The organism is Sulfitobacter sp. LC.270.F.C4 (genome assembly GCF_032922545.1).
Classification (GTDB): Bacteria; Pseudomonadota; Alphaproteobacteria; order Rhodobacterales; family Rhodobacteraceae; genus Sulfitobacter; species Sulfitobacter profundi.
This window is the reverse complement of the sequence record NZ_CP136692.1, coordinates 2,377,566-2,390,862: the sequence shown is the minus strand read 5'-3', so window position 1 is coordinate 2,390,862 and position 13,297 is coordinate 2,377,566. Positions and strand designations below refer to the sequence as shown.

General features: G+C 61.8%; 6 protein-coding genes and 1 pseudogene. 5 read left to right on the top strand and 2 right to left on the bottom strand.

Features of this window, described 5'->3' with window-relative positions; all coding sequences use genetic code 11:
• Nucleotides 1–69 precede the first annotated feature (69 nt).
• From R1T45_RS15560 to choV, 4 genes and pseudogenes are all read left to right on the top strand, one after another.
• Nucleotides 70–1,689, top strand: a complete 1,620-nt coding sequence (locus tag R1T45_RS15560) for a caspase family protein (RefSeq protein ID WP_317389526.1) — start codon at nt 70–72, stop codon at nt 1,687–1,689.
• Nucleotides 1,690–1,817: 128 nt separating this feature from the next.
• Nucleotides 1,818–2,739: pseudogene (locus R1T45_RS15555) on the top strand (choline ABC transporter substrate-binding protein).
• Between the two features lie 86 nt (nt 2,740–2,825).
• Nucleotides 2,826–3,659, top strand: coding sequence for a choline ABC transporter permease subunit (gene choW / locus R1T45_RS15550; RefSeq protein ID WP_067626912.1), 834 nt, complete (start codon nt 2,826–2,828; stop codon nt 3,657–3,659).
• Nucleotides 3,656–4,675 carry a choline ABC transporter ATP-binding protein gene (gene choV, locus R1T45_RS15545; RefSeq protein ID WP_259949408.1) on the top strand — a complete coding sequence of 340 codons (1,020 nt, stop codon included), beginning with the start codon at nt 3,656–3,658 and terminating at the stop codon, nt 4,673–4,675. The genes choW and choV overlap by 4 nt, the downstream gene beginning before the upstream one ends.
• 74 nt (nt 4,676–4,749) lie before the next feature.
• Here choV and cueR read toward each other — a convergent pair whose 3' ends face one another.
• Together cueR and R1T45_RS15535 are read right to left on the bottom strand one after the other, a co-directional pair.
• On the bottom strand, nt 4,750–5,145 hold the full coding sequence (cueR, locus tag R1T45_RS15540; RefSeq protein ID WP_120350818.1) for a Cu(I)-responsive transcriptional regulator: 396 nt from the start codon (nt 5,143–5,145) through the stop codon (nt 4,750–4,752).
• 9 nt (nt 5,146–5,154) lie between these two features.
• Complete coding sequence (locus R1T45_RS15535; RefSeq protein ID WP_317389525.1) at nt 5,155–7,662, bottom strand: heavy metal translocating P-type ATPase; 2,508 nt, start codon at nt 7,660–7,662, stop codon at nt 5,155–5,157.
• Nucleotides 7,663–7,992: 330 nt separating this feature from the next.
• Between R1T45_RS15535 and R1T45_RS15530 the strand changes: the two genes are divergently transcribed.
• Nucleotides 7,993–13,212 carry a DUF6923 family protein gene (locus R1T45_RS15530; protein ID WP_317389524.1) on the top strand — a complete coding sequence of 1,740 codons (5,220 nt, stop codon included), beginning with the start codon at nt 7,993–7,995 and terminating at the stop codon, nt 13,210–13,212.
• The last annotated feature ends 85 nt before the right edge of the window (nt 13,213–13,297 follow it).

The following is a 13,297-nucleotide window of genomic DNA, read 5'->3' as shown; positions in this document are numbered from 1 at the left end:
CCTTTTCCTGCCAGCATAGGTTAATGGGCGGCGCCGCCCAACCGAAGCTGACCGAAAGGAGCCCGCCATATGCGTTTGACCGCGATCCTCTTGATGTTGTTTCTGCCCTTCGCTGCAGCGGCCCAAGACCGTGTGGCGATGGTGATTGGCATCTCTGCCTATGAGGATGCCGCCCCGCTTGACGGGCCGCGCGCCGATGCCGCGCTGCTGACCCAAACGTTAGAGGGGCAGGGGTTCGATGTTACCACGCTGATCGACACGGATAGCGCCACGTTCAAACGGGAACTCTCTGATTTTGCCTTTCAGGCCGAAACGTCGGATATTGCCTTGATCTACTACGCGGGTCGCCGCGTCGCCTCGGGCGGGCAGAGCTATCTGATCCCGGTCGATGCGCCCTTGGCCCCGGCCTCGGCGCTGCGGCAACAGGGGGTGGCGCTGCCTGCGCTGCTGCGTGCGGCGGGCAAGGCGCGACAGATACGGCTTGTTTTGCTTGATAACTGCCATGCCGCCCCGCGCCAGTCGACCGCCCCGCTGCCGCCGCCCGAGCCGCGCCTTGGCACGCTGGTCGTCACCTCCGGTGAGGTGGGCGCCTGTGACAAGGGCGGTGAAAACGCGGGCCTTTTCGCGGCCACATTGGCCGAGGTTTTGACCGAGCCGGATGTCGAAGTCGGCGCCATGCTGGACGAATTTCGCGCCACGCTGCGCAGCCGTAGCGGCGGCAGCCTCTCCGCCCGGCGCTTTGGGCGGCTGACCCCGACGCCAGCTTTCATCGCAGAGACGGACAGCGCGGATGCGGCCCCGCAGACATGGGGGGATTTGGACCCCGCGCAAAGCCAGCGCTTGGCCGAATTGGCGCGGCAAGGGGACACCCGATCCCAACTTGGTCTCGCCGCGCTGCAAAGCGACCCTGACGATCCGCGCTATGACCCGGAAACCGCTGTGGCCCAACTGATGCGGGCGGTAGAGACCGGCTCTGCCGAGGCGCGGTATCAGCTTGCACAACTCTACGAAGAAGGGCGCGGCGTCGGTCAGGATGAGGCCCGCGCCATGGCCCTTTATCGCGACGCCGCCGAGCGGGGCCATGCCGGCGCGCTGAACGATCTGGGGTTCATCCATCTGCAGGGCGAATTGGGGCAGGAAACCGATTCCGATCTGGCGCTGGACTATTTCCGCCGCGCAGCCGATAGGCGACACCCGGCGGCGATGTTCAACTTTGCCGCGATGATCGACGATGGCAAAGTGCCCGGTCGCGGGGCGGCGGATGCGGCGCTCTATCTCTATCGCGCGCTGCGGGCGGGGGACGGCACGCTCCTGGGGCTGATGCAGGATGAGCCCAAACTTTTCAACAGCGAGACCCGCAAAGCCCTGCAACGCAAACTTTCGGATTTCGGATTTTACGACGGCGCGATTGACGGGCTTTACGGCGAGGGAACCCAAGCCGCGATCCGTGCGGCATTTGGGATGAAAGCGGCAGAGGGGCAGGGAGAAGCCCCTGAAACCGTTGAGGAAACGCAAGGGACCGACACCCTCGAAGCGCCCCCGTCAACGCCCGCCACGCCCGTGGCTGCGCCTGCTCAGACGCCCGCCGCCCCCGCCGAAGAGACCCCGAAGATTGACGCCGAACCCGAGCCGGGTGCGGACCAAAATGTCACCCCGGTTCTGCGCCCGAAACAGGCCGCGCGGGAGTGAGTTTTGAAACAAGTAGTATTGCTTTTTGCCCTCCAGTAAGTTGGCGAAATTAATCCGGTTGCAATATCGCGGCCGATGGCTTTTGATTGGCGCATCAGTCAATAAAAACTTCTCTGGGGAGAACACCAATGAAAAAACTGCTTATGACATCCGCTCTGGCGACGGTCGCCGCGACCTCGCTGGCTGCTGCTGAATGCAACGAAGTCACCTTCTCCGACGTGGGTTGGACCGATATCACAGCGACAACCGCCGCCGCCTCTGTTGTGCTGGACGCGCTTGGCTATGATACCGAGACCAAGATCCTCGCCGTGCCGGTGACCTACACCTCCATGGCCTCGGGCGACATCGACGTGTTTCTGGGCAACTGGATGCCCACCATGGAAGGCGACATCGCGAAATACCGCGAAGAAGGCAGCGTCGACACCGTGCGCGCCAACCTTGAAGGCGCGAAATACACGCTGGCTGTGAACAAAGCCGCCGCCGACATGGGCATCAAGACCTTCGCCGACATCGCCGCCAACGCGGATGCGCTGGAAGGTGAAATCTATGGCATCGAGCCCGGCAATGACGGCAACCGTCTGATCCAGTCGATGATCGACGAGAATGCATTTGAACTGGGCGAGTTCGAGGTCGTTGAATTCCTCCGAGCAGGGGATGCTGGCCCAAGTCCAGCGCGCCACCCGCAAAGAAGAGCCCGTCGTCTTCCTCGGTTGGGAACCGCACCCGATGAACGCCAACTTCGATCTGACCTATCTGGAAGGCGGCGATGACTATTTCGGCCCCGATCTGGGCGGAGCGACGGTCTATACCAACACCCGCGCCGGTTTTGTTGAGGAATGCCCGAACCTTGGCAAGTTCCTGAACAACCTCGAGTTCACGCTTGAGATGGAGAATGAGATCATGGGCGCGATCCTTGATGACGGCGAAAAGCCGGAAGAGGCAGCCGCCGCTTGGATCAAAGCGAACTCCGACGTGCTCAGCACTTGGCTGGACGGTGTGACCACCGTCGATGGTGGCGACGCGATGGAAGCTGTCGCTTCGCTGAAGTGATCATCGCGATATGATGGAAAAGACCCGCCCCAAAGCGATGGGGCGGGTCATTCTCATGCGCAATTCTCCAATCCTGAAGGACTGACATGGACTGGCTGACAGAAAACAAGATCCCCGTGGCCGATGTGGCCGAAGACGCGCTGGATTGGTTGCAAACGAACGGAGCGTGGTTCTTTGACGGGCTGTCGGACCTGATGGAACGGCTGATCGACGCGATCCTCTGGGTGCTGCAAACCCCGCACCCGCTGATCCTCATCGCCGTGTTTGCCGCGATCACATGGGGCATCCAGCGGAACTGGAAAACCGTGGCCTTTGTGGTGCTGGGCTTCCTGTTCATCCTCAACCAAGACTACTGGGAAGAGACGATGGAGAGCCTGACGCTGGTGCTCTCGGCCTGTGTGGTCTGTATGGGTGTGGGCGTGCCGATTGGCATCGCCGTGGCGCATCGGCCCCGGCTGTATGCTTGGGTGGCCCCGGTTTTGGACCTGATGCAGACGCTGCCGACCTTCGTCTATCTGATCCCCGCAATTGTCTTTTTCGGTATCGGCATGGTGCCGGGCCTGATCGCCACGGTGATCTTTGTTCTGCCCGCGCCGATCCGGCTGACGCAATTGGGCATCTCTTCGACGCCCAAGGCGCTGCTTGAGGCCGCGCAGGCGTTTGGTGCCAAGCCGCGCCAGACCCTGTGGAAGATCGAACTGCCCTATGCGCTGCCGCAGATCATGACGGGTCTGAACCAGACCATCATGCTGTCGCTGTCGATGGTGGTGATCGCCGCACTTGTCGGGGCAGATGGGTTGGGCGTGCCTGTGGTGCGTGCCTTGAACCAAGTGAACACAGGCTTGGGATTTGAATCCGGGTTGGTGATCGTCGTCGTGGCGATCATGCTCGACCGTATCCTGCGGGTGGGACGGAAATGAATAAAGCAGTAGAATTCGACAATGTATCCATCGTCTTTGGCGACAAGCCTGAAAAGGCTTTGCCGCTGATGGACGAAGGCCAAAGCCGTGCCGAGATTGAAGCGGCGACCGGGCAGGTGCTGGGCGTGCATGATTGCTCACTCACCGTCGAGAATGGCGAGATCCTTGTGCTGATGGGTCTTTCGGGCTCGGGCAAATCGACGCTTTTGCGCGCGGTGAATGGGCTTAACCCGATGGTGCGCGGCACGGTGCATGTGCATGACGAAAACTGGTCTTGTGACATCCACGCCAGCAATGCCGCAGAGCTGCGCCGCGTGCGCCGTGAATGCGTGTCGATGGTGTTTCAGCAGTTCGGCCTACTGCCATGGCGCACGGTGCGCGACAATGTGGCGCTTGGGTTGGAACTGTCGAATGTCCCCAAGGCTGAGCGGTTGGAGCGGGCCGAGCGGCAATTGAAACTGGTGAGCCTCAGCGATTGGGCCGACCGCAAGGTGGGCGAGCTTTCGGGCGGGATGCAGCAGCGTGTGGGGCTTGCCCGCGCCTTTGCCACCGAAGCGCCGATTTTGCTGATGGATGAGCCATTCTCTGCGCTCGACCCGCTGATACGCACGCGGCTGCAGGACGAACTGCTGGACCTGCAGCGCGAATTGAACCGCACGATCATCTTCGTGAGCCATGACCTTGACGAAGCCTTCAAGCTGGGCGGGCGCATCGCCATCATGGAAGGCGGGCGGATTGTGCAGATCGGCACGCCGCGTGAAATCTTCTCGAACCCCGCCTCGGACTATGTGGCGGAGTTTGTGGCCAATATGAACCCGCTGGAGGTTCTGACCGCGCGCGACGTGATGGGCGTGGTTGACGGCGCTCCGACGCAGGGCGAAACCACGGCAGAGACCCCGGTGCGTGCGTTGATGGAGCGGCTGCGCGGGGCGGATGCGGCGATTGCGGTGATGGAAGACGGCACGCAGATCGGGACGGTCACGGCGCATAGCATCGTGGACCGGCTCAAGGCCTAGGCCGGGATCTGACAAAACGCAAAAGGCGCCGCCCGGCTTGGCTGGGCGGCGCCTTTTGCTATTGAAAGCGGTGGTTATGTGGCCGCTGCGGTGCCCAAGGTCTTTAGGATCGGACAGTCGGGTCGATCATCCCCGGCGCAGTCGCGGACCAGCGTGCTCAGCGTGTCGCGCATTTCTTGCAGGCCGCTGATCTTGGCCTCGATCTGCGCCAGATGCTCTTTGGCGATGGCGCGCACGTCGGCACTGGCGCGGTTTTTGTCCTCCCAGAGGGCCAGCAGGTTGCGGCAATCCTCGATGCTGAAACCCAAGGTTCTGGCGCGGCCCAAAAAGGCCAGCTTGTGCATCTCGCTTTCGCGAAAGGCGCGATAGCCGTTGGCATCCCGCAGCGGTTTGACCAATCCGATATCTTCGTAATAGCGGATGGTTTTCGGCGGCAGGCCCGTATGTTGTGAGACTTCTCCGATGTTCATGGTGCGCTCCTATTCTGCGGCCACGGGGGCGGTGGCCCGGGGGCCGTGTGAGGGGGTTGCGTTTTCTGCCAAGGGGGCGGCAATCCAGCGCAGGCGCAGGGCATTGCTGAGGACAAAAACGCTCGACAGGGCCATCGCTCCGGCGGCCAGAGCGGGCGACAGAAGCCAGCCGGTCAGCGGATAGAATGCACCCGCGGCGACCGGGATCAGCAGCACGTTGTAGCCAAAGGCCCAAAAGAGGTTCTGTCGGATATTCGCCATGCTGCGCTGGCTCACGTCGATGGCATTGACCACGCCGCGCAGGTCCCCGGACATCAGCACCACATCTGCGGCTTCGATCGCCACATCGGTGCCGGTGCCGATGGCGAGCCCGACATCGGCCTGGGCGAGGGCGGGGGCGTCATTGATGCCGTCGCCCACGAAAGCGATGCGGTTGTCGCCCTCTCTGAGCTTGTCGATGGCGGCCACTTTGCCGTCTGGCAGCACTTCGGCGATGACCCAATCGATGCCCAGTTGCGCCGCGATGGCGTCTGCCGTGACCCGGTTGTCGCCAGTGATCATCGCCACGTTGAGATTGAGGTCATGCAGCCGCGCGATGGCTTCCGGCGTGCCGGGTTTGATCGGGTCGGCCACGGCGATCACCGCCGCCAGCTGACCGTCTAGCGCGGCGTAGAGCGGGGTTTTCCCGGCCTTTGCCAATTCCGCCGCGATCCGCCCGGTGTCGCCCAGATCGATCCCGTCGCGGGTCATAAGGCGGTCCGCACCCAATGTGACCCGGCGGCCCATGACCGTCGCGCTGACGCCAAAACCAGTGTGGGATTGGAAATCGCTGACCTCGCTCGGTACTGGGCCCGCAGCTTCTGCACGCCGCAGGATGGCTTGGGCGATGGGATGTTCCGAGCGCGCCTCGACCGCGCCGATCAGGGGCAGTAACTCAGCCTCGGGCAGGTCGTTCATCATCACCAGATCGGTCAGTTCGGGCGTGCCCTTGGTCAGCGTGCCGGTCTTGTCCAGCGCCACGGTCTTGACGCCTTGCAGGCTTTGCAAAGCATCGCCCTGCCGGAAGAGCACGCCCAGTTGCGCCGCGCGCCCGGTGCCGACCATGATCGAGGTCGGCGTGGCCAGACCCATGGCGCAGGGGCAGGCGATGATCAGCACGGCCACTGCCGCCACTAATGCGTGGCTGAGCGATGGGCCAAAGGCGAGCCAGACCCCAAAGGTCACCAGCGCCACGGCGATCACCACCGGGACGAACCACAGGGTGATGCGGTTGACTAAGTCCTGAATGGGCAGCTTTGCGCCTTGGGCCTCTTCGACCATGCGGATGATCTGCGCTAATACAGTGTCACCGCCCACTTTGGTGGCGCGGTAGGTCAGGCTGCCGGTGCCGTTGACCGTGCCGCCGACAACCTCCGTTCCTTTGGCCTTTTCCACCGGCACAGGCTCGCCGGTGATCATGCTTTCGTCGACATAGGATTGCCCGTCGACGACGATGCCATCGGTGGCGATCTTCTCGCCCGGGCGGAGGTAGATGATGTCGCCCGCGACGATCTTGTCCAACGGCAACTCAACGACTGTGCCATCCCGCTCGACCCTTGCGCTGCTGGCGCGCAGGCCCATAAGCTTGGTAATCGCGGCCCCGGTTTGCCCCTTGGCGCGTGCCTCAAGGTAGCGGCCCAGCAAGATCAGCGTCACGATCACGGCGGCTGCTTCGAAATAGACCACGCGGCTGCCCTCGGGCAGGGCCCCCGGCGCAAAGAGCGCGGTGACCGAGAAAAGCCATGCCGCGCCCGATCCAAGTGCCACGAGAGAGTTCATGTCCGGCGCGGCTTTCGCCAGAGCGCGCAGGCCATTGCTATAGAAATGCCGCCCCGGCCACGCCAGCACGAGGGTGGTGAGGATGAATTGGATGAACCAGCTTGTTTCCATTCCGATGTTTGCGGCGATCCAGGAGTGAAATGCGGGGATCAGATGGCCGCCCATCTCCAGCACGAAGACCGGCAGGGTGAGCGCAGCCGCCAAGAGAGTCATTCGTTTGAGATGGTTGGCCTCCGCTGCTTTGCGCGCGGCCGCGTCGGGGCTGCCGGCGTCCGGCGCGTCGATGCTCGCGGGATAACCCGCCTGCGCCGCCGCTTCACGCAGGGCGGGCAACAAATCGGCATCCTCCAAGGTCTCGACTTGCGCCTCTTCGCTGGCAAGGTTCACCGAGGCCGAGATCACACCAGGCACCGCCAAAAGCGCCCGTTCCACACGGCCCACGCATGAGGCGCAGCTCATGTTAGATAGCCGCAGGCGGTGGGTGGTCTTGCGCGGGGGGTAGCCCGCCTGCGCCAGAGCCGCATCTATCTTTGCCGCGTCAAAACCCGGTTCTGTCGTCACCCGCACATTCTCTGCCGCTAGGTTCACCCGTGCCTCGTGCAGCCCATCCAGCGCGTTCAGCGCTTTCTCCACACGTCCGACACAAGACGCGCAACTCATGTTTTGCACGCCAAAAGTGAGTGTATCTGCTTTGCCCATTTCACGTCCTCTATCCGTCATATGCCGAATATGGGGCTTCCAGTCGCTGGAGGGTCAAGGGGGGATTTTGAAAAAATGAGCAAGGGGCCGAGGGGGAGGCGAATCACGGTTAACAGCAGGCCGAAGCGGGGCAGGGGCTGGGGCCGTTTTGGGGAGCGGCTAAGGCGTAGCGGTATATGCGAAGGTAGTATCGGCGCCTAGTCTTCTGCCACCTGTCTGACCGGAAGCATATCTTAATACCTTTCTGCGTAAGTCCTCCCAACCCGCTTCGTCGCTAAGCTGTTTTAAAGGTTCATTGCTAGGCTGCTTTAAAAGATTGTGAGCAAAGATATGCATTTTTATTTTCATTTTCTCGGCTTGTTCGTGGCGCAGGGTTTGCGCTCTCTCTCCGCTTGGGGCGGGCGGGAGACAGGGCTGCGGGTGATCTCGAAGGCGCTCTTTTCCCTGCTTCCGTTCGCCTTGCTGACCAAGGTCGCCGTGGCCCAGCAGTTGATCCTAAATCCTGTCGCCGCCCCCACTGTGGTCGGGGCGGGCATTGGTGAGCGGGCCTTGTGGCGCAACGCGGGCACGGTTGGCGGGGTGACGGTCGATATTGTTGGTGAGATGATCTTTACGGGTCGGGATCATGTTTTCGCCACTGGCAATGGACAGATCCAGATCACCTCGACCGGGCAAGATCCGCATTTCATGGATTTCTTCATCTATGAGGCAGGCACCCATAACATCTCGACCAACACGGGCGGCGTGCCGGTGGTGGCGGATGTCTTCTTTCAGATCAATGACATTGATGGGCCGCTGAATGAGCAGGTCTATGTAAATATTTGCGACGGGACGGTCGAATATGTTCGGATTGACCGCAGTGCGACCACCTATCGCGGCTATATCGAAGGGCCGGACGCGAACCTCGGGACAGAGGTGTTCTATCTCGCTGGGGATCGCAATTATAGCAACCAGCCGGTATCGGGTTTGGAAATCTTCTACCCGCAGACCTCGACCTTTCGCTTTGGCCGGACCGCCAACAACGGCTTCCTCGTCCGGCTTGCTAATCCAACCTATGACGAAGCGCAGACCTATGACCTGAAATGTGGTGACTTCAAAGCACCGGTTCTGCAGGACGACGTGAAAGAGCAGGTGCTGAGCGAGCCTGTGGTGGTGAACATCCTGTTCAATGACAGCGTCGCGACCGAAAATAACAATGCGCCCGCCAATAATTCCGGGCAGCCCAGCGAATATTCCAAACAGGCCATCGATCTGATCCCGCCCGCCGGGGCGCAGAATATCGTGACCGATTCCGAAGGCCATCGGGTGGGTTTCGATGTCTTGGGAGAGGGCACGTGGAGCTATGATGATCTGACCGGAGAGTTGACCTTTACCCCCTTCGTGGCCTTTTTTGCCGCGCCGACGCCGATCGGCTACCGCTATCAATCGCCCATCATCCTGCCCAATGAGCCGCGGGCCTATTCGGCCCCGGCGCAGGTCTCGATCGATGTGGGCTCTGTCGGTCTGCTGAAACTTGCGCAATTGGTCGATGCCAACCTGAACGGCTATGCCGACCCGGGAGAGACGATCGCCTATGTCTTTACCGCTGAGAACTTTGGCAATGTCGATCTGACCAATGTGCAGCTTGCCGAAACGCAGTTCAGCGGCAAAGGCGTGCCGCCCGTGATCACCTTTCAGGCCGCGACATCGCTGTCGCCCGAAGGCACGCTCTTGGTTGGCGAAAAGGCCGTCTATACGGCGACCTACACATTGGTGCCCGAAGATTTGGACACCACGATCAGCAACCAAGCGGAGGTCACTGCCGAGACGCCGGGCGGGACGGTTGTCTCGGACCTGTCGGATTCCGAAAATCCCGGCGACGGGGATGGTGTCGCGTCCAACGGGCCAGGCGAGGGGCGCGATGACCCCACGACGATCTACGCAGGCTCCGGCCCCGACCGGGGCGATGCGCCGGTCACCTATGGCGATCCGCAGCACGCGGATACCGCGCAATACTGGATCGGCGTGCTCAACGGTGATGGCGACGGGTCGGCACAGCATTCCGTCGATGGCACGGGCGATGACCTCGACGGCAAGGATGACGAGGACGAAGAGAGCTTTCCCCAGCTCTACGGCGATCTGACCCGCACCGTAACCGTGGTGGTGAACGAGCCCACGCCCGGCACCGGATATTTGCAGGCCTTTGTCGATTTCGGCGGCGATGGCCTCTTTCTTGGCGATCAGGTCGCGACCGATATCCAAGACGGCGGGGCGCAGGATCTCGATGGGCTGGTGAATGGTGAAATTTCATTCCCCGTCAGCGTGCCGGTCACGGCGGTGCTGACCCCGACTTTCGTCCGACTGCGCTGGTCCTCAACGCCTGGGCTGGACGCGATCACCCCCGCCCCCGATGGGGAAGTCGAAGACTATGGCATTACCATCAGAACACCGCCCGACGCCGACCGCGGCGATGCCCCTGCCAGCTATGGCGATCCGCAGCATATCATCGAAGGCCCCGGCGCGCCGGAGGTCTATCTGGGCAGCACAGCGCCCGATATCGATCTTTTGGCGCAGAACTCCATCGGGGCCACGGGCGACGATACCGATGGGTCGGATGACGAAGACGGGGTGACCTTGCCACAGTTCTATCGCGGCGGGTTGGCCGAGATCACAGTGGCGGTCAGCGATCTGGCCGGAGCGCCGGGGTCTTCTTATCTTCAAGCCTTCATCGATTTTGATGGCGACGGCACCTTTAACCAAGCCGGAGAGCAGGTCGCGCTGAACCTGCAAGACGGCGGTCTTCTGGATAAGGATGGTCTGACCAATGGGACAATCCTTTTCGAGTTGGCGGTGCCCGCAGGGGCGACCACATTGCCCACCTACGCCCGTTTTCGCTGGTCGACGGACAGCACCGGCCTTGCCACTGCTTTCGAAGGGGAGGTGGAAGACTACACGCTGACTATCTCCAGCGATCCGCCACCGCTGGTCTGCGATGCCTCGCTCTATGCCATCGTCGACAGACCTTCTACACTGGTGCGTATGACCTTCCGCGATAGCGGCGGCAGCTACGCCACGACGGTTGAGGCTTCTGGCAGCACCGGGCAGAACCGCGATGGCGCTTGGGGCTACAACGCGCTGGATGGCTATATCTATGGCGTGGAGCAGAACACCCGCAGGCTCTACCGGATTGATGGGGCTGGCGACATCACGGATTTCGGCAACATCCCCGGCGCGGACGATGCGCTGAACGCCGGGGATATTCTACCCAATGGGCGACTGATCTACGAAGTTGACCCAAATACATGGCAGATCGTTGATCTGACCAACCCTGCCGCACCGATTGTATTGGGTGACATCGCACTCACCATCGGAGTCAATGCGGAAGACCTTGCCTTTAATCCCGTTGATGGCATCATGTATGGGATCGACAGGAACTCAGGCTTTTTGTTCCGCGCGGCGGTCAACAACGGCACACCGGGGAGCGTGACACCGCAGGCGATTGGTCCCGCCGTCTATGCGGGCATGTTCGATGCGCTGTGGTTTGACCGCGATGGTATGCTATATGGCTATTCCAACACCACCAACAACCTTTTCGTGATTTCGACAGCGACGGGTGTGCCGCAGCTGGTTTCCGGCATTCCCTTTGACGAAGGCGGGCGCAGTGATGGCATCTCCTGCCGGGGGCCAGCACCGATCCCGCTGGGGGGCATTTCGGGCAACATCTATGAGGACGCGGATGCATCGGACGTGAAGGACAATGGGGAGACCAATTTCGGGGCGGGCGTGGGCATCTCGGTCTTTGCCGACAATGGCACCCCGGCCAATACCGCCGATGATATCTTTCTTGTCACAACGGATACCTTGGCCGATGGCACCTATGCGGTGGGTGACCTGATGGTGAACACGACCTACCGCGTCGCGCTGGATGAGGCGGACCCTGATCTGCCCTCGGGGCTGACCATCGGCACCTCTAACCCGCTGATTGGCGTCCCGGTTTCCGGCAATAGCGTGACCAGTGACCAAGACTTCGGGTTCGATCCGGCGGGCAGTGATCTTGAACTCAGCAAAATCGCCGCCGCGACCGGGACGACGACGCCGATCACAAATGTCTCGGAAGGGGACACGATTGATTGGATCATTACGATCACCAATGTCAGCGGCGGCTCGCCCTCGGGCGTCAAGGTGATTGACCAAATACCAAGCGGCTTTGCCTATGTCTCGGACGATGCGCCCGCGACCGGGGATACCTATGAGTCCGATACCGGGTTGTGGTTCGTGGATGAACTGCTCAGCGGGGCGAGCGAGACCCTGACCATCACCACCACGGTGCTTGGCAGCGGTGATTTCACCAACCAGGCCGAGATCATCTATAGCTCGCTGCCCGATCCCGACAGCGATCCCAATACGGGGCCGTTGACCGATGACCTGTTCGACCAGCTGCCCGATGACGACGAAGCGTCCTATTCCGTGAACCTTGTGACAGGTGAGCGGATCCTGACGGGCCGTGTCTTCATCGACAATGGGGCGGGCGGCGGCACCGCGCATGACGCGCTGCGCAATGGCAGCGAAGAAGGGGCGTCTTCGGCGGTGTTGGAGATCCTCGACAGTGGCGGCGCGGTGCTGGCCACCCCCGGGCTGGCGACGGATGGCACGTGGAGCTATGGGCTCTCCGGCGCCTATAGCGGTCCGATCACGATCCGTGCGATCCCGGCCAATAACTACCGCGCGATTTCCGAAGCCGCGGCAGGTCTGCCCGACCTGGTGAACGCCAACCCCCATGACGGTGAATTTACTTTCACCCCTGAGGCTTTCGGCAATCGCATGGGACTGGATATCGGCCTGTTGCAACTGCCCAGCCTGACCAACGACCAAACCACGACGGTCGCTCAGGGGCAGGTCGCGACCCTGCCGCATATCTATACCGCAACCTCCGAAGGGCAGGTGACCTTCTCCTACGCCGGTGCCACCTCGACCCCAACCGGCGCGTTCAGCGCGGCACTTTTCCAAGACATCGGCTGTGACGACAGTGTCGATGGGCCGATCACCGGTCCCATCGCGGTCACGACGGGGCAAACCGTCTGTATCGTCTCGCGGGTTTCTGCCGGGTCTGGCGCTGGGCAGGGCAGTACCTATGTCTATCAGGTGCTGGCGGCCACGGCCTTTGCGCGCACCACGGTGACCAGTTCGGCCAGCAACACCGACGAAGTCTTGGTCGGGGGGCAATCGACCCAGATCGAGCTGCGCAAAACGGTGGAGAATGAGACCCAAGGCACCGGTGAAGGGACCATCAACCTTGGCGGTGTGAATGATATCCTGCTTTACCGAATATACCTGCGCAACAATGCGACCACCCAGGCATCGAACGTCAAGATTTACGACATGACCCCACCCTATACGGAGCTGTCGGAATCCATCGTCGATCCGCAACAGGTCTCACCCAACCTCAGTTGTGATTTGGTGCGGCCAGCAAGCAACCTGGCAGGCTATGCCGGGGCGATCGAGTGGAACTGCACCGGGCAGATGTTGCCGGGTGAGACCGGGGCAGTGCAGTTCAGGGTTGGCATTCAATAGGCCGCGGGCCCAGCGGCAAGGCTCATGCCGGGGCGCCGCGATGCCCCGGCGTTTCGGCCTTTTCCGCCCGGTCTTTCCCGCCGGG